Genomic DNA, 24,495 nt, shown 5'->3' on the forward strand with positions numbered 1-24,495 from the left:
AGCATTGTACCGAAATCGAATGGCGATCCCGAGTGCGGATGCCGGTGCGCACCGGGCGTTCGGGAGCGCACCCACAGCACGACGGGATAGGATCGCGCCATGACTGCATCCGTCGTGCCTGGGGGGCGACGCGCGCGACGGTCCCGTCGACGTTCGCGTGCCACGTTCGCGAGCGTCCTCGGTGAGCTCCTGCTCACCGCCGGCGTGCTCGTTCTGCTGTTCGTCGCCTGGCAGATGTGGATCGGCGACATCATCATCAACGCGCAGAAGAACGAGGAGGGCGCCGCGACCGTCGCCGCCTACGCGCAGGGTCCGGCTCCCGAGGCACCCCCTCTCGTCGAAGCCGACGACGGCACGACGTACTACGAGCCCGTCGTCCCCGCGCATCCGGCGGAGACGGAGGAGCTGGGCGTGATGCACATCCCCCGCTTCGGCTCCGATTACGTCAAGGGCATCTACGGCGGCACAACGCGCGCCCGCACGCTCGACAACCTCGGCATCGGTGTCTACACCAACTCGAAGATGCCCGGCGAGGTCGGCAACTTCGCCATGGCCGGGCACCGCACGACCTGGGGAAAGCCGTTCAATCAGCTCGACAAGCTGCAGATCGGCGACGCGATCGTCGTCGAGACGAAGGACGGGTGGTTCACCTACCGGTTCCGCACGCTCGAATACGTCAAGCCGACGCAGACCGACGTGCTCGCCGATGTGCCGCAGATGCCCGAGGTCGAGACGGGTGAGCGGTACATCACGCTCACCGCGTGCTCTCCCCTGTACTCGCTCGCCGAGCGCATCGTCGCGTACGGGGTGTTCGAGAGCTTCCAGCCCCGCGCCGAGGGCCCGCCCCCGGCGCTGACCGATCCGCCGCCGCCCCCGGCTGCACCGTCCATCTGAGGCACGAGGAGAACCATGTACGCCGCAATCTGGCGCCTGCTGCCCGGCCCCTGGTGGATCCGCCTGCTCATTGTGCTCGTCGTCGTCGGAGCGATCCTCTACGGCCTGTTCTGGTACGTCTTCCCGTGGATCAGCCCCATCATCAACCCGGGCGAGGTCGACCTCGAATGACCCGGGTGCTCGTGGTCGACAACCACGACAGCTTCGTGCACACCCTGGTCGGCTACCTCCACGAGCTCGGCGCCGAGACCGCGATGATCGAGGCGGATGCCGTCGACGCCGCCGAGCTCGACGCGCTCCTTCCCGACTTCGATGCCCTTCTCCTCTCCCCCGGGCCAGGCACTCCGGCTGATGCCGGCGTCTCTATCGACGCGGTACGGCTCGCGGCGGAACGACGGATGCCGTTGCTCGGTGTGTGCCTCGGGCATCAGGCGATCGCCGAGGCCTTCGGCGCCCCGGTGACTGCCGCGCCCGAGCTCATGCACGGCATGGTGTCGGCGGTGACGCACGACGGCTCGGCGCTGTTCGACGGCATCCGCTCCCCCCTCGACGTCGGCCGGTACCACTCGCTCGGGGTCGCGGCATCCGACCTGCCCGAGGCGCTGCAGGTCACCGCGCAGACCGCGTCGGGCACGGTGATGGGCATCGCGCACCGCGAGTTTCCGATCGTCGGGGTGCAGTTCCACCCCGAGAGCGTGCTCACCGAGAGCGGCTACCGCCTGCTGGCCAACTGGCTCGCCCTCGCCGGCGATACGGATGCCGTTGCGCGATCCGCGGGCCTCGACCCGCTGGCGTAGCCCTTCGTCTCGCTGCGCTCGCTCCGGGACCGGGGCGGGAGCTCGCTCGGGGACCGGCTCAGCCGGCGGGGGCGGTCGAGCAGAAGCGCAGCTCGATCGTCGAGCCGACCGGCACGTCGCCGGGAGCCGCCGACATCGAGATCACCGTGTTCGGCGCGACCCCGGCCGTGCACTCGCCCTGGTCGATCGGGCTCGCGACGAGTCCGAGGCCTTCGAGCTCGGCCTTCGCGGCGTCGATCGTGAAGCCGCTGAGGTTGCGGAGCGTGACCTTGCCGCTCGCGACGACGAGGTTGACCACGGTTCCGGGCGCGACCTCGGCGTCGGCGGGCTGGCTCGACTCGATGACCGTGTCGCCGGCGATCGCGGGATCGTTTCTCTGGATGACCGTGCCGAGTTCGAGTCCGGCATCCGTCAGCGCCTGACGGGCGGCATCGAGTGCCATGCCCTCGATCGCCGGAACGGTGACCGTCTCCTGACCCGTCGAGACGTAGATGGTGACCAGGTCACCCTTCTCGACCGCGACACCGGCCTGCGGGTCGGTGCGGGTGACGTTGCCCTCGGCGATGTCGGAACTCGTCTCGAGCACCAGCTTCGCCTCGAGGTCGAGCTCGGCGAGGTCGGACTGCGCGCGATCGGATGCGACGTCGACGAGATCGGGCACCACGCGCGCGGTCTGCGGCACCTCGGGCGGACGCATCGTGACCACCCAGAAGAGCACCGAGGCGATGAGCACGGCGAGCAGCGCCACACCGGCCCAGATCCACGCGACGGGCGGGCCGGACTGCGTCCGCGCCATTGTCGTGTCGGTGCTGAGCTGGCGCAGCGAACGGGCCGTCTCCTGGGCCTGGCGCGGGTTGGCGCCGTAGAGCTCGCTCGTGAGCGCACCCAGCTGCTTGCGGGTGGGCGCTTCGCCCGCCACCGCTGCATCGAGCGCGGAGCGGAAGTGCGCGGCATCCGGGTACCGCTGGTAGGGGTCCTTGGCGAGGGCCCGCAGCACGATCGGATCGAGCGCGCCCGGGGACTCCTCGTTCAACTCGGTCGGCGGGACGGGGGTCTCGCTGACGTGCTGGTAGGCGACGGCGACGGGCGACTCGCCGCGGAACGGCTGACGTCCGGTGAGCAGCTCGTACAGCACGACACCCGTGGAGTAGAGGTCGGCGCGAGCATCGACCGGCTCGCCCTTGGCCTGCTCGGGCGAGAAGTACGCGGCCGTGCCGATGATCTGCGTGGTCTCGGCGACCGTCGACGAGGAGTCCGAGACGGCGCGGGCGATGCCGAAGTCCATCACCTTCACCTTGCCGTCGGTGGTGACCATGACGTTGCCCGGCTTGATGTCGCGGTGCACGACGCCGGCGCGGTGCGAGTAGTTCAGGGCTTCGAGGATGCCGTCGACGTAGCGGATAGTGTCGTCGAGCGGCACGGGTCCGGCCGCGATGATGTCTTTGAGCAGGGTGCCCTTGACGAGCTCCATCACGATGTAGGGCGGGTCGTCGGAGGAGGCATCCGCCGCGGAGTCGCCCGCGTCGAACACGCGGACGATCGAGGGGTGCGACATGCGCGAAGCGGCCTGCGCCTCGAGCCGGAACCGGGTCCGGAACGCGGTGTCACGCGCCAGCTCGGGGTCGAGGATCTTGATCGCGACCTCGCGTCCGAGGGTCAGATCGTACCCACGGTAGACCTTCGCCATGCCGCCGTGCCCGATGAGCTCGTCGACGCGGTACCTACCCGCGAGAACGCGTGGCTCTGTGGACACGGATGACCCCCCTGGGACAACTGGACGTGAAGTGTGGTGGGTAAAGGCTACCCTCAGTTGCCTGTATCCCCGCCGTCACCGCTGTCGTCGCCGTCACCCGGTGCGACGACCGCACCCTGGATGGCGGTGGACTGTCCCTGCGGCGAGACGCCGGACTCGCGATCGCCGCAGAACGCCTTGTAGGTACCGGTCACGACCTGTCCGGCCGTACCGGTGTTGATCGAGATCCCCGCGGTCGTCTCGCCGGGGCCGAAGCTCTTCGTCGTCACGGCCGGCTGGCCGGGGCCCGCGAAGGAGGCGTTCGTGATCGTCACCTCGTAGGACGAGAGGGTTCCGGTGCCGTTCGGGCAGGAGAAGGCCGTCCAGCTGATGTTCGCCGAGCCGCCTTCGAGGAAGGTTCCCGAGAAGGTCGGAGCGTTGGTCGGTGCGCCGACATCGGCCTGGTTCGCGTAGAGGTACAGCGTGATGTCGCTGCCGACATCGACCGAGCCGCGCGGCTCGACGCGTTCGACGGCACCGACGAGGTCGGCCGATGGCGCGACGGTCGTCCCGGTCACGCAATTGGGCACGAGGCCCGCGTCCCGCGCGGCGGCCAGCGCTGCGTCGCACGACATACCCGGCAGCTGCAGGGCATCGATGTCGACCGGCTCTGGGGCGGGAGTCTCGGTCTCGGTCTGAGTGGGCTTCGGTGTGGGGGTGCGTGAGGTCGACGAACTCGGCGTCGGGTCGGCATCCCCGCCGCCCTGGTTCATGAGCGCGAACACGGTTCCACCGAGCACGATCACCAGCAGGGCGATCAGGGCGACGAGGGGCCACGTCCACGGGCTGCGCTTCTTCTTCTTGCCGTCGGCATCCTTGTCGTCGCCGGCTCCGGTCGGGAGCTGCGCCGTGGTCGGCAGCACGCGGGTCGCCCCGTCGTCGCCGCTCGCGGTGAGGATGCGCGTCGCGTCGTCGGCGACGCCGCCGGTCGCGATGGCGGGCACGGCGATCGCCGCGGAATTCAGGTCCCCCCGGCGCAGGGCCTGGGCGGCACGCGCGACGGTCGCGGACGACGACGGACGGTCGCCCGGCTTCTTCGCGATCATCGCCATGACGAGGTTCTGCACGGGGATCGGTACCGTCGGCGGCAGCGGCGGCGGCTGCTCGTTGATCTGCGCCATCGCGATCGCCACCTGCGACTCGCCCGTGAACGGGCGCTTGCCGGCGAGGCATTCGTAGGCGACGATGCCGAGCGAGTACGTGTCGGTCGCCGGCGACGCCGGGTGACCCGAGGCCTGCTCGGGGGAGAGGTACTGGACGGTGCCCATGACCTGACCGGTCGCGGTGAGCGGCACTTGGTCGGCGATGCGCGCGATGCCGAAGTCGGTGATCTTGACGCGGCCGTCGGGCGTGATCAGCAGGTTGCCCGGCTTGATGTCGCGGTGCACGAGTCCGGCCGCGTGCGCGGCCTGCAGAGCGGATGCCGTCTGGGCGACGATGTCGAGCGTCTTGTCGGCGCTGAGCGCGCCGTCGCGCTCGAGCACGGTCGAGAGCGCCTCGCCGGGCACGAGCTCCATGACGAGATAGGCGCTGCCGTTCTCCTCGCCGTAGTCGAACACGCTCGCGATGCCCTCATGGTTGACGAGGGCAGCGTGACGGGCCTCGGCGCGGAAGCGCTCGAGGAACCCGGGATCACCCATGTACTCGTCCTTGAGGATCTTGATCGCGACGGTACGTCCGATGACGTGATCCGTCGCCTCCCAGACCTCACCCATGCCACCGATCGCGATACGCGACTGCAGCTCGTAACGACCACCGAACGACACACCCTGCGTCGGTCTCATCTGCCCAGCACCGCCTCTATGACCTTCTTCGCAATCGGAGCGGCGATCGTGTCGCCGGATCCGGATTGACCCTGTCCTCCGTCGTCTTCGACGACGACTGCCACCGCCACAGCGGGGTCGTCCGCCGGCGCGAAGCCGGTGAACCACAACGTGTGCGGCTTGTTTCCGTTCTCAGCGGTGCCGGTCTTACCGGCCACGTCGATCCCGTCTATTCTTGCACCCTGCGCCGCGCCCGTTGAGACGCTCGCGACCATCGCATCCGTGACCTCGTCGGCGATGTCGGGCTCGAGCGCACGACCGAACTCGGTGTCGTCGTACGAGCGCACCACCGACAGGTCGTTGCCGATCACCTGGTCGACCATGTGCGGGTTCATCACCAGACCGTCGTTCGCGATCCCGGCCGAGATCATGGCGATCTGCAGCGGTGTCGCGGTGACCTGGCCCTGCCCGAAACCGGTGAGAGCGGTCTGGGCGTCGTCGAGCGCGCGCGGGTAGCTCGAGGCCGTCGTCACGAGAGGGGTCTCGAAGCTCTGGTTGTACCCGAACTTCTCGGCCATCTCGCGGATCGCGTCGTCGCCGAGTTCGACCGCGAGCTCGGCCATCGGGATGTTGCAGCTCAGGCGGATCGCCTCGGCGATCGTCACGGTCTCGCCGGAGCCGCAGGTGCCGCCCCAGGCGTTCGAGACGCGGTTGCTCGACCCGGGCAGCGTGTACGCGGCGGGGTTCGGGAGCGTCGAATCGGGCGTGAAGTCTCCGCTCGCATAGGCGGCGGCCGCCACGACGAGCTTGAACGTCGAGCCCGGGGGATTGAGGTCGCCCGCGATCGCCCGGTTGGAGAGCGGCTTGAGCGGATCCTGCACCAGTTGGTCGTACGTCGCGTTCGCGGCATCCGCATCGTGCGTGGCGAGCAGGTTGGTGTCGAACGACGGCGTCGAGACCATCGCGAGGATGCGTCCCGTCGAGGGTTCGATCGCGACGACCGCCCCCTCCAACCCGTCGAGCGCGTCGTAGGCGGCCTTCTGGGCCGCGGCGTCGAGGGAGAGCTCGACGCTGAAGCCGGTCTGCGGCTGCCCCGAGAGGATGCGCTCGATCTCGGAGAAGAACGCGTTCGATCCGGTTCCCGAGAGGTCGGCGTTCATCGCCTGCTCGATGCCGGTGCGGGAATCGAGGGCGGCGTTGAAGTATCCGGTGACCGGAGCCCACATGCCGGCATCGGTATACAAGCGCTGGAACTGGTAGCGGTCGTCGGACGGCACGGAGGTCGCGACGTTCGCGCCATCGATGATGATCGACCCGCGCTGGATCTCGTAACTGTCGAGTCGGGTGCGCTGGTTGTTGTCGTTCTGGGCCAGTGCATCGGCGTCCACGACCTGGATCCAGCTCGTGGCGGCGAACAGTGCGATGAACATGAAGAGCATCACGACGCTCAGACGGCGTAGCTCTCTGGTCATCCGATCACCACCCTCGGTTGGCGGCGGACGCCGTCGGAGATCCGCAGCAGCAGCGCCACGATGAGCCAGTTCGCGACGAGCGACGATCCGCCCGCGGCGAGGAACGGCGTGGTCAGACCCGTCAGCGGGATGAGGCGCGTGACGCCGCCGACCATGATGAACACCTGCAGGGCGATCGTGAACGAGAAACCGATCGCGAGCAGCTTGCCGAAGTCGTCCTGCCCTGCGAGCCCGATGCGCACCCCGCGGCTCACGAACACCATGTAGAGGCAGAGGATCGCGAACAGGCCGATGAGGCCGAGCTCCTCGCCGAGGCTCGTGATGATGTAGTCGCTGTGGGCCAGGGGAGTGACCCACGGGCGGCCCTGTCCCCATCCTGTTCCCAACAGGCCACCGTGCGCGAGGCCGAAGAGACCCTGCATGGGCTGGTAGCCGGCGTTCTCGGGGTCGACCTGGTTCGGATCGAACAGGAACAGCCAGTTGACGAAGCGTCCGCGCACGTAGCTGAGGATCTGCGTCGCGAGGGCGACGCCCGCGGCGACGAGGCCGAGGCCGATCACGACCCAGCTCGTCTTGCCGGTCGCGACGTAGAGCATCGCCACGAACATGCCGAAGATGAGGGTTCCGGTGCCGAGGTCGCGCTGCAGCACGATGATGCCGAGCGAGATCAGCCACACCACGAGCACCGGACCGAGCTCGCGCATGCGCGGCCAGGTCATGCCGAGGAAGCGCGTCCCGACCGAGGTGAGGCTCTCGCGCGTGCGCACGAGGTAGCCCGCGAAGAAGATCGCGAGGCAGATCTTCGCGATCTCACCCGGCTGGAAGGCGAACGCCCCGCCGAGCGACACCCACACGGCCGCGTTCGCGTCGGGGATGCGCAGACCGGGCACGAACGGCAGCAGCAGGAACACAATTCCGGCGAAGCCGAAGATATACGTGTAACGGAATAGGACGCGATAGTTGCGGAGCAGGATCACCGCGGCGATGGCACCGGCGAGCGAGATACCGGTCCACGCGAGCTGCTTGGTGGAATAGGCATCCCAGCCGGTCAGCGACTTGGCGATGTCGATGCGGTAGATCATCGCGATGCCTAGCCCCGTGAGCAGGGTCGCGATGGGAACCACGAAGGGGTCGGCATCCGACGCCACCACCCGCAGCACGATGTGCAGGGCGAAGGCGAGCACGGCGAGTCCGCCGCCGATCGCGAGGATCACCGGGTCGACCGTTCCGAGGGCACCGAGCTGCACGAGAGTGAGCGCGGCGCCGGAGATCAGCACGGCGAACAGGAGCAACCAGAACTCGCGGTTGCGCTGCTTCTGCGGAGTGCGGATGCGCTTGAGCGCCTTGAGGACCGCGGTGTCGGCGGAGACGTCGGTGCTCATCCGTCACCTCCGTCTTCGCCCGGGGTCTCGGAGGGAGTGGGCGTGGGCGTCGGGAGCGGCGTCGGCAGCGCGTTCGCGTCGGCACCCGCCCGGAGGCGGTCGACGATGGCCATGGCATCCGACAGCGAACGGGCCGTGATCGTGCGCTCGACCGACGCGCGCTGGTACTCCGGCAGGTTCGCGAGCAGGATGTCGGTGTCTTCGACGGGCGTCGACAGAGTGATCGGGCCGATGTTCTGCTGCACGCCCTGGAAGATCACCACGCTGTCGTCGTCGGCGCCGATGAAGTAGCGGGTCTGCGTCCAGCTGTAGGCGGCGAAGGCGGCGAAGCCGAGCATCGCCAGCACGAGGAGCATCGCGGCGATCCAACCGACCCGGCGACGGGTCGCGCGTCGGCGGTCCTCCTCGATGAGTTCCTCGAGGTACTCGGCGGCGGGCTCGAAGTGGGTCGGATCGTTGGCCGCCTGGCGCACCGGGTGCAGCCAGTTGCCGCGCGCGGCGCGCACGGGCGGCACGATGATGCCCGAGGGGTTCGAGGCCGCGCCGACGATCGTGGGGGTGCCGGAGGAGAGCGGATGCTGTCCGCCGACGTCGACCAGCACGATCGTGACGTTGTCGGGGGCGCCGCCGTCGAGGGCCTGCTTGAGCAGGTTGTCGGCCGTGCGACCCGGTGCGAGGCCGAGGCGCATCGCCTTGAGGATGCGGTTCTCGTCGACGACCCCCGAGAGGCCGTCCGAGCAGAGCAGCCAGCGATCGCCGGGCTGCGTCGGCATGACGAACATGTCGAGCTCGGGGTCGGAGTCCATGTCGCTGAGCACGCGCATGAGCACGGAGCGGCGCGGGTGGTAGCGGGCCTCTTCGGGCGTGATGCGTCCCGAGTCGACGAGGCGCTGCACGAAGGTGTGATCGGCGGTGATCTGCGTCAGGGCGTCGTCGCGGTAGAGGTAGATGCGCGAATCGCCGATGTGGCCGATGACCGCGTACTCGTCGACCATGATGATCGCGCTGACGGTCGTGCCGAGGCCCGCGAGTTCGGGGCGGTCCTTCGCAGCGCGGATGAGGTCGCCGGCGGCGGTCGTGGCGGCTGCCTGCAGCGAGGCCTGGGCGTCGTCGGTCGAGGCGTAGGCGTGATCGAGGGGCTCGAGGCGCTGGATGGCGAGGCTCGACGCGACGTCACCGCCCGCGTGACCGCCCATGCCGTCGGCGACGACGAACAGGTTGGCTCCGGAGTACCCGGAGTCCTGGTTGTTGGAGCGGATCTTGCCCGTATGGGAGATCGCGGCGCTCGAGCCCTCGAAGACCATGCCGGCGTCAGGCTCGCAGCTCGAAGGTCGTGGCGCCCACCTTGATGGGGGTTCCGAGCGACAGCGAGACGGGGGAGTTGCCGACGCGCTGACCTGCGACGAAGGTGCCGTTGGTGGAGTCGAGGTCCTGCACCGCCCACGCATCACCGCGGAGGATGAGGCGGGCGTGGTGGCTGGAGGTGTAGTCGTCGCGGATCACGAGCGCCGATTCGCTCGAGCGGCCGATGGTGAGGGTGTCGGTGCCGAGGGGGAGTTCGAGCCCCGCCTTCGGTCCGGAGGTGATGACGAGACGCTGGGCGGTCGCGACGGTCGCAGGTCCCGTGGAGGGCTTGGCGGACGCGGGCTTCGCCGAGGCGGGCTTCGCGACGGCGGCGGTCGGTGCGCCGGAGGAAGCGGATGCCGGGGCGCCCGCTGCGGCCTCGGCCGGGAGCTTGCGTACCTTCACGCCGAAGAGGTCGGCGCGCAGCGAATAGACCACGCCGAACACGAAGAACCACAGCAGCACCAGGAAGCCGATGCGCAGCAGCAGGAGGACCAGTTCACTCATGGATGCCTCCGAACGCACGGGTGGCGTCGCTGACACGCGCCGGTGCCGACTGCGGCACCACGCGGAAGACGAGATCGGTGCGACCGATCGTGATCGTGGTGTCGGAGGGGAGCGCCGCTTCGCGCAGCTTCTGCCCGTTGACCTTGGTGCCGTTGGTGGAGCCGAGGTCGCGCATCATGGCGCGCTCGCCGTCCCAGAGGATCTCGGCATGCTTGCGGCTCGATCCGGCATCCGAGATCGTGATGTCGGCATCCGTCCCCCGGCCGATGACCGTGCGTGCCTTGGTGATGCGGTGGCGACGGCCGTCGACGTCGACCACGGCCTCCCAGCTGACGCGGCCCTCGACCGTGCCCGAGCTGACGCGCACCGTGCCCGTCGACACCTTCTCGTCGCGCTCGAGGGCGATCGACAGCGGGCCGGCGAAGCTGTAGCCCTGCGACTTCGCGTGCTTGGTGAGGAGGGCGTGCAGTTCGTCGGTCAGCGCACCGCCGAGTCCACGCATCCGCTCGGCGTCGTCGGCGCTGAGGCGCACGACGTAACTGTTGGGCGCGATGATGCGATCGCGGCTGACGACCGCGGCCTTCGTATCGGCTTCGCGCCGGAGCGCCGAAGCGATCTCCACCGGCTGGATGCCGCTGCGGAAGGTCTTCGCGAACGCACCGTTCACGGCGCGCTCGAGACCCTTCTCAAAGCTGTCAAGTAGTCCCACTGGGCTCCTCTGGCATGCCAACTGGTAGGGACATCGTAGCCAGGTGTGCTGAACATCCGCCTCGCGACAGGGTCGGAGTCGCGTATTTCCGGGGTTTTTCAGGGGACGGCGAGAGTTTCTCGCGGGGTGAGAACGCGTGATAGCCTTACGAGGTTGAGTTCTTCGGAACGAGACACTCGCGCGAGTGGCGGAATGGTAGACGCGCTGGCTTCAGGTGCCAGTGTCCTTGCGGGCGTGGGGGTTCGAGTCCCCCCTCGCGCACAGCGAGTCGAGAAGGCCCGGTTCCCGTTGTGGAACCGGGCCTTTCGCGTGCGCGGGGTGTGACGTCGATACCGGTGCTGACGAGTGGTTCATCTACCCTAAAACGATGGATGACCGCCGTCGACTGTCCGCATTCGTGGCTAGTGGCGCGCTCCTTGCGGTGCTGACGGGGTGTGCGCCGTCAGCATCCGAGGCCGTATTGTCCAGCGGCGAGCCAGCAGTGCCCCCTGCAGGCATGACTGTCGATCAACTCGACATGGTCGACCCTGACACGATCCGGTTCCTGGGGGAGAGCCGAGGTGAAGCCCGGTTCTTCATTGCTGCCGGCGCCGACCCGTCTGCCCCGATCTGCCTCTACGCCTACCGAGGCGACTTCCAGAACACGATGGCATGTGGCTCACTCCCGCTCCGGATGGGGGCGGGAGCTGTGAGTGCCGAACTCAGCACCTCCGTGGATGACGCAGATCGTGGAGAGCGGCTCGGCGAGTTTCTGCGCGTCTTCGAGTAGCGGATCCAGCGGCGGCGTTCGACGTCACGCTCCGCCCGAGGATGAGGAAGCGCGTCTCCGCGCGGGCGGCGGGGCAGTGCTCGGCGTCCTGCGGCACGGTGAAGAGGTCGCCCGGGCCGAGCTCGACGTCCTCGTCGCTGAGCTGCACGATGAGTCGTCCGCTGAGCACGAGGAACGTCTCGTCCTGATCGTCGTGGCTGTGTCACCGCGTCGAGGCGATGCCCTTCGCGACCTTGAGCAGGGTGCCGTTGGACTCTTGTAGGACGCGCTGCGACCAGAACTCGCTGAGAGTGGCGGCCTCGTCGAACACGTTGTGCTTCTGCATCCTTCGACGGTGCCTTCGCCGTGAGTCTGCCGCCAGGGGAGCGACTGCCAGCGATGGTGCGTTTCCCGCCGCCCGCGCTGAGTCTCGGCTCAGGTGGGACTCCACACGCCCCCGGGCCCGATCCCCTCGGCGACCTTGCGGCTGATCGTGCCGAGCTGGCGCGCCTGGGCATCCGTGAGGGCGTCGAAGACGAGGGTCCGGATGAGGGCCTGATGGGCGGGGGTCGATTCGGCGACCACTCGCGCGCCCGCGTCGGTGAGGATGCCGAGGGTGAAGCGTCCGTCGGTCGGGTCGATCTCGCGGCGGACCCACCCCTTGCTCTCGAGGCGGGAGACCGCGCGCGACAGGCGTGACAGCGTGCAGCTCGCGTAGGCCGCGAGGACGCTGAGGCGCAGGGTGCGCTCGGGTGCGCTGTGCAGGGCGAACAGGATGCCGTGCTCGAAGTGCGTGAGTCCGCTGTCGCGCTGGAGCTGTGCGTCGAGGGCGGTGGGCAGGCGCTCGAGCAGGGTGGCGAGCGAGGCCCAGATCGCGAGCTCGTCGGTGCTGAGTCCGTCGTCGTTCGTCTTCGGCATCGCACAAGGATAGTCGGAAATGACTTGCTCAAGCAAGTGAAAAGCTGTACCGTGACTTGCTCAGGCAAGTGAAAGGGCATCGATCATGGATCTGCGACTCGCAGGCAAGAAGGCATTCATCAGCGGCTCGACGCAGGGAATCGGGTATGCGATCGCATCGGCGCTCGCCGCGGAGGGCGTGCAGGTCACGCTCAACGGCCGCGACGCGGGGCGCCTCGACGGCGCCGTGGCTCGGCTCCGGGCGGAGCATCCGGAATCCCACCCGACCGGGCTCGTCGCCGACTTCGCGAAGCCCGACGAGGTCGCACGACTCCTCGCCGACCTCGGCGACATCGACATCCTCGTCAACAACGTCGGGCTGTTCGGTCTGGCCGAGTTCGCCGCGGTCACCGATGACGAGTGGGTGCGCTACCTCGACGTGAACGTGATGAGCGCCGTGCGCCTGTCGCGGCACGTGCTCGGCGGCATGCTCGAGCGCGGATGGGGGCGCATCGTCTCGATCAGCAGCGAGTCCGGCGTGAACGTTCCCGCCGACATGGTGCACTACGGCGTGACCAAGGCCGCGATGATCGCCCTGAACAACGGTCTCGCCAAGCTCACCCGCGGCACCGAGGTCACCGTCAACACGGTGCTCGGCGGACCCACGTACTCCGACGGTGTGGCGGCGACGGTCGCCGCCGTAGCCGAGGCGCAGTCGCTGCCGGCGGATGCCATGAAGCAGGCGATCATCGGTCAGAACGCCACGACGCTGCTCGAGCGCTTCCTCGATCCGACCGAGATCGCGAGCCTCGTCACCTACCTCGCGAGCCCCGTCGCCTCGGCGACCAACGGTGCGGCGCTGCGCGCCGACGGGGGAGTGCTCACCGGAATCCTGTAACCACCGGCCCCTCACCCCTCGCATCCCGGGCAGACTGGAGGGAACGTTCGAACCTCCGGGAGATGTGATGACCGATCAGCCGCGTAAGCCCCCCGCACAAGCCGTCCTCACCGTGCAGGAGGTCGAACAGGTCAGCCCCGACCTCATCCGGATCACGGCCGGTGGCGACGGGTACACGGAGTTCACCGACAACGTCTACACCGACAAGTACGTGAAGATCCTCTTCGCCGATCCGCGCCACGGACTCGTGCCGCCCTACGACCTGGCGCAGCTGCGCGAGGAGAGCCCCGAGAAGCTACCGACCCGCCGCACGTACACGATCCGCTCGGCCGACCCCGAGGCGCAGAAGCTCGTGATCGACTTCGTGGTGCACGGCGACGAGGGCGTCGCGGGTCCCTGGGCGCGTCGGGCGCAGCCGGGAGACACGCTCGTCGTCAGCGGTGCCGGGGGCGGATACCGGCCTGAGCCGTCGACGCCCTGGCACCTGCTCGTCGGCGACCACACGGCCCTTCCGGCGATCTCGTCGGCGCTCGAGGAGATGCCGGCGGATGCCGTCGGCCACGTGCTCCTGACCGTCACCGACCCGTCGGACCGGGTGCTGCCCGCAGCGCCGGCGGGGGTGAGCGTGCGGTGGACCGAGACCGACGACGAACTGCTCGCCGCTCTCGCCGACCTGCCCTGGGCCGAGGGGCACCCCGGTGTGTTCGCGCACGGGGAGCGCGGCACGATCAAGGAGGTGCGCGCCCTGCTGAAGCAGCGCGAGGTGCCCCGCGAATCGCTCTCGATCTCGGCGTACTGGGCGCGCGGCCGCGCCGAGGACCAGTTCCAGGCGGAGAAGCGCGAGCCGATCGGGCAGATCGAATAGCGCCCGCCCGGCATCCGTCCGACCCTCACGACAAGCCAACCCCCACGAGAAGCGCCCCCCACGAGAAGGAAGAGACCTCATGATCGAGCCCGCTGACCACGTGCGACTCGGACGATCGGGACTGCGCATCTCGCCCGTCGTCCTCGGATGCATGAGCTTCGGCGCCCCGGATCGCGGCGCGCACGGGTGGTCGCTCGATGAGGAGGCGAGCCGTCCGCTCATCCGACAGGCGCTCGAAGCGGGGATCACGACGTTCGACACCGCCGACGTCTACTCCGACGGCACGAGCGAGGAGTTCGTCGGCCGTGCGCTCTCGGACTTCGCCCGCCGCGACGAGATCGTGCTCGCGACCAAGGTGCACGGACGCATGGGGCCCGGCGCGAATCAGGCCGGCCTCAGCCGCGGGCACATCCTCTCGGGAATCGACGCGAGCCTGCGCCGCCTCGGCACGGACTACGTCGACCTGTACCAGATCCACCGGTGGGACCCCGAGGTGACGATCGAGGAGACGATGGAGGCGCTGCACGACATCGTGCGCTCCGGCAAGGCGCGGTACATCGGCGCCTCGTCGATGTGGGCGTGGCAGTTCGCGAAGGCGCAGCACGTCGCCGTGCAGAACGGATGGACCCCGTTCGTGTCGATGCAGGACCAGTACAACCTGCTGCAGCGCGAGGAGGAGCGGGAGATGCATCCGTTCTGCCTCGACTCCGGTGTCGGGGTGCTGCCGTGGTCGCCGCTCGCGCGCGGCCGACTCACCCGAGACTGGGACGAGACGACGAACCGCACCGGGAAGGATGCCTTCGGCGCGACGCTCTACCACCGCGAGGAGGATTCCAACCGGGCGATCGTCGAGGCCGTCGCCCGCGTGGCATCCGATCGGGGCGTCTCCCGCGCGCAGATCGCCCTCGCCTGGGTCGCCCAGCAGTCGGCGGTCACCGCGCCGATCGTCGGCGCCACCCGTGCCGCCCACATCGACGACGCGGTGGCGGCCGTCGGCATCCGCCTCGAACCCGCCGAGATCGACGCACTCGAAAGCGCCTACACGCCCCGCCAGGCCGAAGGGTTCTGACGGCGGGTCCGAGAGCCGCCGAACGATACGCTCGAACGACGCCCTCACGGAGAGCGACGGACCAAGGACGGTGATGCCCGATGACGGAGTCGGATGCCTCGCACATCGCCGTGCATCGCGCCCCCGATCGCTGGGAGCCGTGGTGGACGGCATCCGGAATCCTGTTGCTCCTGGCTACCGCGGCGGGTCTGCTCCGCTCCATGCCGGCCGGTATCGACGGCGCAACCCTGTCGGCGCTGAACGTTCTCGCGACCGGTGCCTTCGCCGCGGGACTCGTCTGCGCCGCGGTGGCGGTGCGGGTGCACCCGTGGGCCGTGCGGGCGAGACCGGCTGTGCCGATCGCCCTGGTGATGCTCGCCACGTGGATCATTGCGGGTCCGCCATTGCTGTCGCTCCTCTTCGGTGACGCCAGCGCGGTTCCCGCGTTCGCGGATGCTCTGGTGAAGCTCGCCCTCGGCGGGGTCGCCGTGGCCGGACTCCTGCGCAGCACGCTCGCGTCGCCGTGGCGTGCGGTGCCGGCGATCGCTCTCGCCGCCGTCGTGCTCGCGGGACTCATGGGGTACTTCATGCTGTCGGGCGCGGTCACCGACATGAATGCGATCATCCTCGTCGTGAGCGTCGCCGAGCTGACCCGCATCACCGCCACCGGTGCTCTGGGGGCTGTCGCGCTGCGCGCCGCCCGGGCTCGCACCGATTCGGTCGTCGTCTTCGGGGGCGGGGCGACGCATGAGCGATGAGGAACTTCGCGCGCTGCGTGCGCGCGCGTACGGACGTGACGCCGACATCGACGGCGACCCGCAGGCCCTCGCCCGGTTGAGAGCGTTGGAAGCGCAGGTTGCTCCGGCGAGTGTTGGGTCGGCGAGCGATGTTTCGGCGAGTGTTTTTTCGGCGAGCGTGGTGCAGGCGGGAGTTGAACCGGCAGCGGTGCCGGTTCGCGAGGCCAGCGTTCGCGAGGACCCGACCGACGCGGATTCGCGCGAAGACGTGGCCGCCGAACATCCGTCGCCGTCTCGTCCGCGCGCCCTCTTCACGCCGCGGCCGTCGGCACCCTGGCTGTGGCTCGGTGCGGCGTGCATCGCGCTGGCCGCGCTCGGGGCGGCGACCGTCGCGCTCTCCGTGCGGTCGGTCGAGGCGCGGCTGGTGGCCGAGATCGCGGTCGACCCGGATGCCTCGTGGCCGGAGTCCTTCGGCGAGAAGGGTCAGGACGCGGCGCTGTTCGAGGAGTTCGAAGGGCTGACGATCGCCCGCGGAGTGGAGTGGCTGTCGTTCGACGAGTCCGATGCGATGTGCATCGTCGCGATCGACACGGCGGAGCTTCTCGGAGACTCCGGCGGGTTCCAGATCGCGGCCTGGGGGTGCGATGCGGGATCGTTCCCGCCGGTGATCAGGATCGAGGTCACCTCCGCTCAGCCCCAGGCGCTGCGCGACCGCTTCGGTGATGGCACGGGTCTCGAGCTGATCATGCGCGGTGATCGCATCGATGTCTTCGCCGACCGGTAGGCGGGCGGGGTATCTCGGGGCACCTCGGGGTGGGCCCTTCGACGGGCTCAGGGACCCAGTGTGTGGGGCAGGATTCGTCGACGGGCTCAGGCACCCAGGGGGTCAGTCGCTCATGGTGTCACCAGGGCACCCCGCGGCTCCTCGCGCTACCGCACGTCCCAGAGCGTGTAGCCGGTCACGCCCGCGGGGATGAAGTCGAGGGCTTCGGTGAGTTCGTCCTCCGTGCCGACGATGCGTCCGGTCTCGCGCGAGACGAGAACCGTGAGCCGGTAGTGCGAGTTGAGCGGCTCGGCGACCTCGAGACCCACCACGTCGCGCCCGAGCCGATCGGTCGTGCGGCCGAGCACGGTCACCCCGCCCGCATCGACGAGCATGTCGAGCAGCGTCGCGTGCTGCTCGTCGGTGAGCGTCCACTGGAACATCAGCGAGACGATGGCCGTCGCGAGCTCTCCCGACGTTGGTGCCGCATCGCCGCTCAGGTACGGGGCCAGCGCAGACTCCAGCTCCTCGCGACTCGACCCGTCGAGGGCCGCCGTCGCGGGCGGGATGTTGAACTGCTCGGGCGTCATCGTGACCCGATCGATCAACTCGCCGGGCTCGTAGGGGCTCTCGCCGAGTCCTTCGGGCCGTTCACCGTCCTCCCAGTACGGCTCGCCGGCGAGGATCGTCGTGACGCCGCCCTCGCCGGGCGTCCAGTCGATCGTGACGTCCTGGGGGATCACCTCGATGTTCTTCTCCGACATGTCGATGCTCCACCCCCAGGTCACGAACTCCACGTGCGGAGCCTGTACGGGTCCGTCGCCGTCCGAGAGCGCTGCGTGTGCGTCGGCGATGACCACGTCGAGCGGCTCGGCCATCGTGTAGACGAGGGGCGGCGGAGTGAGGGCGACCGCGCTCCGGTCGGGGGCGAGCACGTTCACGGCGATCAGTGCGATGATCGCGCAGCTCGCGACCGCCGTCGTCAGACCCGCAGCCCAGATGCCGCGCCGGTGCGGCGCTCGCCGCGGAGTGACGTCGCCGCGGATGATCCGCTCGCGCAGGGCGATGTCCTGAGCGCGCAGGGCGGTGTCGCGGGCGGGCGAGGGGTGCGCGAGCGCGAAGAGCTCGTCGAGCCGGTCATCGGTGAGGGTCATGCATCCGCCTCCTTCGTCTCGAGCTGACGTCGTAGTTTGGCGCGTGCGCGGGTCAGCGTCGTCCAGACCGAGGCAGCGCTGCACCGGAGCACCTGCGCGACCTCCCCGGCGCTGAGTTCGTCCCAATACGTGAGCACGACGACCTGGCGTTCGCGTGCGCTCAGGGTGACGATCGCCTCGCGCAGCGCGAGGGCTTCGAGCGGATGCAGGGCATCGGAGGTCTCCTCCAGGCCACGCGTGAGCGCGTCGAGCGCGCGCCGCTTCGATCGATCGCGTCGGGCGGCGTCGCGCAGCTTGTTGTCGGCCGTGCGGAGCAGCCAGGCGATGCCCATCGGGTTCTCGGGCCGGAGCTTCCTCCACGCGACGACGAAGACCTCGGCCGCGATCTCCTCGACCTCGCTCCGGTCGTCGAGGTAGCACGCGAGATGCCGACGCACCCGGGGCAGGTGCTCGTCGAACAGGATCCGGAAGGCGACGGCCTTGCTGCGCGGTGCCGGTGTACCGGAGTGGGCGGCGTGAGCACGCTCGCGAGCGATGCGCCCGTCGACCTCGGCGAGCACGACGCGCAGGCGCGCGCGAGGGTCCGACCGCAGACGCATCGCCACCCCGCTCCGTCTCTTCCCTGCTCCCTCACGGTACCGGGAGAGAGCACTCGTGCGCCCCGCGTCAGCCCCCGCCGGGGCGCACGAGCCGGCCCCCCGACCTTCAGTATCGATCGGGTGCGCGGGGCCGCGGCATCCGCTCTTTGGCTCGAGCGAGCGATTCCTTACACACCTCTCCATGTCGTGCGCGAACCAGACCTCGAGCGCGCTCGCAACCCCCTCTGGGGTGGTCCGCGCGGCTCCTACGCTGGCGTGCATGGCCAAGAGAGAGACGATGATCCAGACGACCGTCGCGGTTGACGGGATCGAATTCCTGCTGGCGCAGGATCAGAGCATCGACGAACTCCGAACGCGGATCGAGGACGCCGCTGCGACGACCGGCCGCTTCGTCGACTTCGTGGTCGTCGGCAACCGCTCGATGAGTGTGCTGGTCACGGGGAACAGCCGGGTCACGATCAGCGTGGCCACCGTGCAGTTCGACGAGCGTGACACGGGGGATCTCGATTTCCCCTACGGCGGGCATTTCGATCACCTGTGAGGCCGCGCCGGCGGTCGGTTCACGAGCGCCGATCGAGCGCCGTGAGCACGACGTTCCCGATCGTCGCGACGACGACGATCGCGAGTCCGAGGAAGAAGACGATGACCAGCAGGGTCGGCACCGGCTCGGCATCGATCAGCGGATGCCGGAGCGTCCACAGGCGCAGAACCACGGCGGTCGTGACGGCCGCGAGACCCAGCACCAGCAGCATCACCCATACGAGTCGTTGCACGGTCCTCCCCTCCGCGAGCGACGCTATCGCGCGCGGCGCGCCGTGCTGCGCTGCTCTCTTTGCGCGAACGGCGGGTTCCTGACGGACGATTCCGATGAGATGTCTCGGCGTGACCTGCGCCGCGCGCGGGCATCCTCCGCAGGTCGTACATGCGTCGTCCGCAAGACGGTACCTGCGGCGGATGCGGTGGCCGCGGTGCCGCTCGTAGCGTGGAGCACATGATCACAGCAGAAGGCCTCACGAAGAGGTTCGGAGACAAGACGGCCGTCGACGACGTGTCGTTCACGATCAAGCCCGGAACCGTCACCGGCTTCCTCGGGCCCAACGGCGCGGGCAAGTCGACCACGATGCGGATGATCGTCGGGCTCGACCGCCCCACGTCCGGCCGTACGACCGTCGGCGGCCGCGAGTACCGCAAGCTCCGTGCGCCGCTGACAGAGGTGGGCGTGCTGCTCGACGCGAAGGCCGTGCACACCGGTCGCACCGCCCGCAATCACCTGCGCGCGATGGCGGCGACCCACGGCATCCCCGCATCGCGCGTCGACGAGGTCATCGACCTCGCCGGCATCGGATCGGTCGCTCGCAAGCGCGCCGGCAAGTTCTCGCTCGGCATGGGGCAGCGCCTCGGCATCGCGTCGGCGCTGCTCGGCGACCCGCACACGCTCATCCTCGATGAGCCGGTCAACGGCCTCGACCCCGAGGGTGTGCGCTGGGTGCGCCAGTTCGTGCGGCACGCGGCATCCGAAGGGCGCACCGTGCTGCTCTCGAGCCACCTGATGAGCGAGATGGCGCAGACCGCCGATCACGTCATCGTGATGGGACGCGGCAAAGTGCTGGCGGATGCTCCCCTCGAGGACCTCGTGCGGGCATGGACCACGAACCGCGTGCGGGTGCGCACCCCGCACGGTGCGGCGCTCGCCCAACTCGTCGCGGGACCGGACGTCGAGATCGTGAGCACCGCTCCCGACCTGTTCGACATCTCGGGACTGCCTGCGTCGCGCATCGGCGACCTCGCCGCCGAGCGCGGCGTCGCGCTGCACGAGCTCACCCCGACCACCGGATCGCTGGAGGACGCGTACCTCGCGCTCACCGGCGAGGCCGTCGAGTACCGGACGAAGGAGATCGCATGACCGCCCCGGTCGTCACCCACGCCCCTGTTCCCGCCGTGCCGCACCAGATCGACACCCGCTACCGGCTGACGTTCGTGCGTGCCCTGCGCGGCGAGTGGATCAAGCTCACCACCGTGCGCTCGACCTGGTGGTCGATCGCGATCGCCGCGGCGCTCACCGTCGGCATCGCCGTGCTCTTCGCCTCGGCCGTCGACATGCCCGGCTTCGAGCCGATCCAGGCGGTCGTCTCGCCGATCCAGTTCACGATGCTCCTCGCCGGCATCCTCGGCGCCATCGCCGTCACCGGCGAGTACTCGACGGGCATGATCCGGTCGACCCTCACCGCCAACCCGGGCCGCGGGTCGGTGCTGGCTGCCAAGTCGGTCGTGCTCGCGGTGTTCCTGTTCGTGTCGTCGCTGATCATCTTCGGCATCACGGCGGTGGCCGTATCGGCGGTCGTCGCGGGCCGCGACCAGAGCATCGACTGGTCGGACTTCGACCTCTCGTTCGGTCCCATCCTCACAGCGTCGCTCTCGATGGCGGTGTTCGCGCTCATCGGGGTCGCGTTCGGATTCATCCTGCGCTCGGGCGCCGGGGCGATCGCCGCGACCGTCGGGCTGCTGTTCGTGCTGCCGATCGTGGCGAGCATGTTCTCGATCGCCGGCGAGGCCTGGAAGTGGGTCACGGATGCCGGGATGTACTTGCCCTCCTCGGCGGCGCAGAGCCTCATCCTCTCGGGCGGATCGCTCGAGACGCCCGTCGCGTACCTGACTCTGGGTGGTTGGGTCGTCGCGACGCTGCTCACGGCGTGGGCGGTGCTGCGCACCCGCGACGCGTAGAGTCTGGCGAGTGATCACGACGAGCAGCCGCAGCGCCTCGCCGCGGGCCTCGTCCCGGACTTCGGTCCGGGACGAGGCCCGGGAAGACGAGGAGCTGCGGCTGCCGCGTCCGCCGGGGGTGTTCCGGCGCTTCTGGGCGCGGCATCCGGTCGTCGCCGACGTACTGATCACCCTGATCTGTCTAGTCCTCTCGCTCACCCCGGCGAACCGGATCGACCCGTCGCTGCCGTCGCCGATCGGGCAGATCCTCGCGGTCGTCGTACCCGTGTCGGTGGTGTTCGCGTGTGCGACGCTGATGTGGCGCCGACGCGTTCCGCTGCTGCCGTTCATCGCCTCGTTCGCCGTCGAGGTGCTGTTCCTCTTCGGCACCCTGCCCGGCGGCACCCCGCTCGCCCTCGTCACCAGCTACTCGCTCGCGGTCTATCTCTCGGCGCGCGCCGCCTGGATGGGCTTCGGGATCGGCGTGGGCGCGCTGGCGGTACTGGCCGGACTGCTGAGCCTCTCGGGGGCGATCACGTTCCAGGTGGCGATCAACCCGGTCATCAACGTGCTCGTACTGGGCCTCATCGGCACGCTGATCGGCGTGAACGTCGGCGGACGCAAGCGCTACCTCGCCGCCGTCATCGACCGGTCGAGGCAGCTGCTCGTCGAGCGCGACCAGCAGGCGCAGCTCGCCGCCGCTGCAGAGCGTGCGCGCATCGCCCGCGAGATGCACGACATCGTGTCGCACTCGCTCACGGTCATCGTCGCGCTCTCGGAGGGGGCGGCCGCGACACCCGACCAGGCGCAGGCGCGGGCGGCGGCGACCGCGACAGCCGAGACCGCTCGGGGAGCGCTCACCGAGATGCGGGCGATGCTCGGCGTTCTGCGCGACGACGCGAGTCCGCTGCCGCTGGCGCCGCTCACCGCACCCTCGCCGGAGGAGACCGTGGCCGCGGCGCAGCGCGCCGGCTACCCGGTGACGCTGACCACGGTCGGAACGCCGGTGCCCCTGCCCGCCGTCGTCGGGCACGCGGTGTCGCGGATCGTGCAGGAGGGCGTCACCAATGCGATGCGCCATGCGCCCAGGGCGAGTGTGATCGACGTGCGGATCGTGCACATCACCGAGGCGGTGCACCTCGAGATCACGAACGACGGGGTGGCGCCGCGCGGCGCAGCCGGGGTCGCAGGTGCCGGGGCTGGGCGATCCGGGGCTGGGGGTGCCGGGGTTGGGGGATCCGGGGTCGCGGGTGCCGGAGGATCCGCCGGTGCCCCCGGGTTCGGGCTGCGTGGTCTCGACGAGCGCGTCGCGCACGTCGGCGGGACGCTCGCGCACGGCCCGGTCGACGGGGGACGATGGATGCTGCGCGCCGAACTGCCGCTCGACGATGCGCGACCGGGCGCCGACCCCGCGGAGGAGAACGCATGACCGAGAAGATCAGGGTGCTGCTCGTCGACGATCAGCAGCTCATCCGCCTCGGGTTCCGGATGGTGCTGGAGGCCGAGGACGACATCGAGGTGGTCGGCGAGGCCGGCGACGGGGAGGCGGCGATCGCCCAGGCCGCGGCGCTGCAGCCCGATCTCGTGCTCATGGACATCCGGATGCCCGGGCTCGACGGCATCGCGGCGACCGAGCAGATCGTTCAGCGGCATCCGCAGACCCGTGTTCTCGTGCTCACGACCTTCGACCTCGACGAGTATGCGTTCGGCGCGATCCGCGCCGGCGCGAGCGGCTTCCTGCTCAAGGACGTGCAGCGGCATGAGTTGCTCTCGGCGCTGCGGGCGGTGCATCGCGGCGACGCCGCCCTGTCGCCGCGAATCACCCGGATGCTGCTGCAGCACGTGACTCCGACGCTGGGTGTCTCGACCGCGCCCTCGACGCTGCCGTCGCCGGCAGCGTCGGGTGACGGGTCCGATTCTCCGGCATCCCTTCTCGCGTCACTCACCGATCGCGAGCGTGACGTCTTCCTCGCACTCGCCCGGGGCCTGAGCAACGCCGAGATCGGCGACAGCCTCTTCGTCACGGAATCGACCGTCAAGACGCACGTCGGCCGCGTGCTCGCCAAGCTGGGTGCACGCGACCGCATCCATGCCGTGATCCTGGCGCACCGAGCGGGGCTCATCGTCGGAGAGTGAGGGGTGCACGGTCGTCGAGACACCACTTTCGTCGCGAGCCATCAGCTCTCACGTGGTGTCTCACGAGCGGAGTGGTGTCTCACGAGCCGAGTGGTGTCTCGAGGTGAGTCCGCGACCGCGCCCGGCGACCGCGACCCCGCCAGCGCCAGCGCCAGGCGCGTGCGACAGCGACGGCGCGTCAGACGAATATGACGCGGCGTGGGGCGTGGTCGGAGTGGACGCGGCCGAGGGGACTGGTCCATTCGATCGTGCCGCCTGGACCGGAACGGGCCGTCCATCGATGATCGGGATCGATGTCGGGATGCTTGAGCTGATGGTGACTCGTGCAGAGGTGGGCGAGGTTGGTGATCGCCGTCTTGCCGCCCTTGGCGTGGTCGTGGTTGTGGTCGAGTTCGCAGCGGTGGACGGGCATGCGGCATCCGGGGAAGCGGCAGTGTTGGTCTCGGGCGCGGAGGAATCGTCGCATGGGTTCGGTCGGAGTGTAGGTGTCGGTTTCGGTGACCATGCCGTCGGGGTCGAGGAAGAGTCGGCTCCACCCGTTGTTGCGGCCGGCGAGGGTGCGGGCGATGTCGGGGTCGAGGGGGCCGTGGCCGTCGAGTTCGGCGGGGTGGTCGTCGAGGCCGGCGAGGGTGGTCGCGGCGATCGTGACCTGGATGCGGGCCTGGATGCCGTCGAGGCTGTTGCCGAGGGCGGGGCTGGGGGTGACGGCGAGGAGCAGATCGCTGAACAGGTCGGCGCGGACCTGATCGATCGTGCGCTCATCGCCCGGGACGGTGTCACCGGGAACGGTGTCACCGGGAACGGTGTCACCGGGAACGGTATCACCGGGGACGCTGATGTCGTCGGTGACCGACGCTGACCCGAGCGTGTCGGTGGCGAGCGGGTCGGCTCCGAGCGGGTCGGTGGTGAAGGTGGCGGTGTCTTCGCCGAAGATGACGCCGGCGAGGGGGTCGGTGGGGTCGATGTGCTCAGGCAGGATCAGGTCGTCCGGATCGTCGCCCCATCCGATGACCTCACCCGGTGGCGTCTCGCCCCGGGCGCGGATGACGTCGCGGGCCATGCGGGTGATCCGGTCCTGGATCGCGATCGCGACCGTTTCGGGGAGGACCGCGGTGAGCAAGGCCAGCCCGTCGTCGAGGGACCGCACCGTGACCGTGCGTTCGGTGGCGGCGCGGCGGTGGCGTTCGAGGAGTGTTTCCCCGGCAAGGGCCGCGGCGACCTGTCGGGCGTGCGCGCGGGTGCGGGCAGGAGAGTCCGTCTCGGCGACCACGAGCACCGCCGCCTCGTACA

General features: G+C 69.5%; 26 protein-coding genes, 1 tRNA gene and 1 pseudogene. 14 read left to right on the top strand and 14 right to left on the bottom strand.

From position 1 onward, the window contains the following. The first annotated feature begins 99 nt into the window (after positions 1–99). The 3 genes from ACFY9N_RS15305 to ACFY9N_RS15315 are packed head-to-tail and all read left to right on the top strand — an operon-like array spanning position 100 to position 1,691. Positions 100–894: a class E sortase gene (locus ACFY9N_RS15305; RefSeq protein WP_391479658.1), complete on the top strand. Its 795-nt coding sequence runs from the start codon at positions 100–102 to the stop codon at positions 892–894. Between the two features lie 15 nt (positions 895–909). Further along, positions 910–1,065 (top strand): hypothetical protein, encoded by a 156-nt coding sequence (locus ACFY9N_RS15310; RefSeq protein ID WP_391479659.1) that lies wholly within the window; start codon positions 910–912, stop codon positions 1,063–1,065. Further along, a complete protein-coding gene (locus tag ACFY9N_RS15315; RefSeq protein WP_391479660.1) occupies positions 1,062–1,691 on the top strand; it encodes an anthranilate synthase component II in 630 nt (209 codons plus the stop codon). Before ACFY9N_RS15310 ends, ACFY9N_RS15315 begins: the two co-directional genes overlap by 4 nt. 58 nt (positions 1,692–1,749) lie before the next feature. Here ACFY9N_RS15315 and pknB read toward each other — a convergent pair whose 3' ends face one another. From pknB to ACFY9N_RS15350, 7 genes are read right to left on the bottom strand one after another with little or no spacing between them, the layout of a single operon-like run. Further along, positions 1,750–3,444, bottom strand: a complete 1,695-nt coding sequence (gene pknB, locus ACFY9N_RS15320; RefSeq protein ID WP_391479661.1) for a Stk1 family PASTA domain-containing Ser/Thr kinase — start codon at positions 3,442–3,444, stop codon at positions 1,750–1,752. Between the two features lie 53 nt (positions 3,445–3,497). Beyond that, positions 3,498–5,267, bottom strand: coding sequence for a serine/threonine-protein kinase (locus tag ACFY9N_RS15325; protein WP_391479662.1), 1,770 nt, complete (start codon positions 5,265–5,267; stop codon positions 3,498–3,500). Beyond that, positions 5,264–6,718, bottom strand: coding sequence for a penicillin-binding transpeptidase domain-containing protein (locus tag ACFY9N_RS15330; protein WP_391479663.1), 1,455 nt, complete (start codon positions 6,716–6,718; stop codon positions 5,264–5,266). Before ACFY9N_RS15330 ends, ACFY9N_RS15325 begins: the two co-directional genes overlap by 4 nt. Further along, on the bottom strand, positions 6,715–8,100 hold the full coding sequence (locus ACFY9N_RS15335; protein ID WP_391479664.1) for an FtsW/RodA/SpoVE family cell cycle protein: 1,386 nt from the start codon (positions 8,098–8,100) through the stop codon (positions 6,715–6,717). The genes ACFY9N_RS15330 and ACFY9N_RS15335 overlap by 4 nt, the downstream gene beginning before the upstream one ends. Beyond that, entirely contained in the window at positions 8,097–9,404 is a 1,308-nt protein-coding gene (locus ACFY9N_RS15340; RefSeq protein ID WP_391479665.1) for a PP2C family protein-serine/threonine phosphatase, read from the bottom strand. Before ACFY9N_RS15340 ends, ACFY9N_RS15335 begins: the two co-directional genes overlap by 4 nt. A 7-nt stretch (positions 9,405–9,411) precedes the next feature. Then, complete coding sequence (locus ACFY9N_RS15345) at positions 9,412–9,951, bottom strand: FHA domain-containing protein (protein WP_391479666.1); 540 nt, start codon at positions 9,949–9,951, stop codon at positions 9,412–9,414. Continuing rightward, a complete protein-coding gene (locus tag ACFY9N_RS15350) occupies positions 9,944–10,660 on the bottom strand; it encodes an FhaA domain-containing protein (protein WP_391479667.1) in 717 nt (238 codons plus the stop codon). The genes ACFY9N_RS15345 and ACFY9N_RS15350 overlap by 8 nt, the downstream gene beginning before the upstream one ends. A 178-nt stretch (positions 10,661–10,838) precedes the next feature. On the opposite strand from ACFY9N_RS15350, the gene ACFY9N_RS15355 reads away from it, so the two are divergent. Next, a tRNA-Leu gene (locus tag ACFY9N_RS15355) sits at positions 10,839–10,921 on the top strand. Positions 10,922–11,361: 440 nt separating this feature from the next. On the opposite strand, the pseudogene ACFY9N_RS15360 reads toward ACFY9N_RS15355, so the two are convergent. The 3 genes and pseudogenes from ACFY9N_RS15360 to ACFY9N_RS15370 form a co-directional block, all read right to left on the bottom strand. Then, positions 11,362–11,619 (bottom strand): annotated as a pseudogene (locus tag ACFY9N_RS15360) (cupin domain-containing protein); the annotation flags it as partial. A 12-nt stretch (positions 11,620–11,631) separates the two neighbouring features. After that, positions 11,632–11,754: a hypothetical protein gene (locus ACFY9N_RS15365; protein ID WP_391479668.1), complete on the bottom strand. Its 123-nt coding sequence runs from the start codon at positions 11,752–11,754 to the stop codon at positions 11,632–11,634. Positions 11,755–11,843: 89 nt separating this feature from the next. Next, positions 11,844–12,326 carry a MarR family winged helix-turn-helix transcriptional regulator gene (locus ACFY9N_RS15370; RefSeq protein WP_391479669.1) on the bottom strand — a complete coding sequence of 161 codons (483 nt, stop codon included), beginning with the start codon at positions 12,324–12,326 and terminating at the stop codon, positions 11,844–11,846. 85 nt (positions 12,327–12,411) lie between these two features. On the opposite strand from ACFY9N_RS15370, the gene ACFY9N_RS15375 reads away from it, so the two are divergent. The 5 genes from ACFY9N_RS15375 (at position 12,412) to ACFY9N_RS15395 (ending at position 16,637) form a co-directional block, all read left to right on the top strand. After that, the gene (locus tag ACFY9N_RS15375; RefSeq protein WP_391479670.1) at positions 12,412–13,203 is read left to right on the top strand and encodes an SDR family NAD(P)-dependent oxidoreductase; all 792 of its coding nucleotides are present in this window, start codon (positions 12,412–12,414) and stop codon (positions 13,201–13,203) included. A 67-nt stretch (positions 13,204–13,270) separates the two neighbouring features. Next, entirely contained in the window at positions 13,271–14,068 is a 798-nt protein-coding gene (locus ACFY9N_RS15380) for a siderophore-interacting protein (RefSeq protein WP_391479671.1), read from the top strand. 79 nt (positions 14,069–14,147) lie between these two features. Next, positions 14,148–15,137 carry an aldo/keto reductase gene (locus ACFY9N_RS15385; protein ID WP_391479672.1) on the top strand — a complete coding sequence of 330 codons (990 nt, stop codon included), beginning with the start codon at positions 14,148–14,150 and terminating at the stop codon, positions 15,135–15,137. Between the two features lie 80 nt (positions 15,138–15,217). Further along, positions 15,218–15,874 (top strand): hypothetical protein, encoded by a 657-nt coding sequence (locus ACFY9N_RS15390; protein WP_391479673.1) that lies wholly within the window; start codon positions 15,218–15,220, stop codon positions 15,872–15,874. Further along, a complete protein-coding gene (locus ACFY9N_RS15395; protein WP_391479674.1) occupies positions 15,864–16,637 on the top strand; it encodes a hypothetical protein in 774 nt (257 codons plus the stop codon). The genes ACFY9N_RS15390 and ACFY9N_RS15395 overlap by 11 nt, the downstream gene beginning before the upstream one ends. 146 nt (positions 16,638–16,783) lie before the next feature. Here the strand turns inward: ACFY9N_RS15395 and ACFY9N_RS15400 are convergent, their stop codons facing one another. After that, positions 16,784–17,770, bottom strand: coding sequence for a hypothetical protein (locus ACFY9N_RS15400; RefSeq protein WP_391479675.1), 987 nt, complete (start codon positions 17,768–17,770; stop codon positions 16,784–16,786). After that, positions 17,767–18,369, bottom strand: coding sequence for an RNA polymerase sigma factor (locus ACFY9N_RS15405; protein WP_391479694.1), 603 nt, complete (start codon positions 18,367–18,369; stop codon positions 17,767–17,769). Before ACFY9N_RS15405 ends, ACFY9N_RS15400 begins: the two co-directional genes overlap by 4 nt. Positions 18,370–18,628: 259 nt before the next feature. Here ACFY9N_RS15405 and ACFY9N_RS15410 point away from each other — a divergent pair, with 259 nt between their 5' ends. After that, on the top strand, positions 18,629–18,910 hold the full coding sequence (locus ACFY9N_RS15410; protein WP_391479676.1) for a hypothetical protein: 282 nt from the start codon (positions 18,629–18,631) through the stop codon (positions 18,908–18,910). Between the two features lie 19 nt (positions 18,911–18,929). Here ACFY9N_RS15410 and ACFY9N_RS15415 read toward each other — a convergent pair whose 3' ends face one another. Beyond that, positions 18,930–19,142: a hypothetical protein gene (locus ACFY9N_RS15415; protein ID WP_391479677.1), complete on the bottom strand. Its 213-nt coding sequence runs from the start codon at positions 19,140–19,142 to the stop codon at positions 18,930–18,932. 218 nt (positions 19,143–19,360) lie between these two features. Here ACFY9N_RS15415 and ACFY9N_RS15420 point away from each other — a divergent pair, with 218 nt between their 5' ends. Genes ACFY9N_RS15420 through ACFY9N_RS15435 form a run of 4 tightly spaced genes read left to right on the top strand, consistent with a single transcriptional unit; the run spans position 19,361 to position 23,205 of the window. Then, complete coding sequence (locus ACFY9N_RS15420) at positions 19,361–20,272, top strand: ABC transporter ATP-binding protein (RefSeq protein ID WP_391479678.1); 912 nt, start codon at positions 19,361–19,363, stop codon at positions 20,270–20,272. Then, complete coding sequence (locus tag ACFY9N_RS15425; RefSeq protein ID WP_391479679.1) at positions 20,269–21,090, top strand: ABC transporter permease; 822 nt, start codon at positions 20,269–20,271, stop codon at positions 21,088–21,090. The genes ACFY9N_RS15420 and ACFY9N_RS15425 overlap by 4 nt, the downstream gene beginning before the upstream one ends. Positions 21,091–21,100: 10 nt before the next feature. Continuing rightward, positions 21,101–22,498 (top strand): sensor histidine kinase, encoded by a 1,398-nt coding sequence (locus ACFY9N_RS15430; protein ID WP_391479680.1) that lies wholly within the window; start codon positions 21,101–21,103, stop codon positions 22,496–22,498. Then, a complete protein-coding gene (locus ACFY9N_RS15435; protein ID WP_391479681.1) occupies positions 22,495–23,205 on the top strand; it encodes a response regulator in 711 nt (236 codons plus the stop codon). The genes ACFY9N_RS15430 and ACFY9N_RS15435 overlap by 4 nt, the downstream gene beginning before the upstream one ends. Before the next feature lie 178 nt (positions 23,206–23,383). Here the strand turns inward: ACFY9N_RS15435 and ACFY9N_RS15440 are convergent. Beyond that, the coding region (locus tag ACFY9N_RS15440; RefSeq protein ID WP_391479682.1) for an HNH endonuclease at positions 23,384–24,495 on the bottom strand (1,112 nt) is incomplete at its 5' end.

Origin of the sequence: Microbacterium sp. NPDC008134, assembly GCF_042957055.1 — a bacterium.
GTDB lineage: Bacteria > Actinomycetota > Actinomycetes > Actinomycetales > Microbacteriaceae > Microbacterium.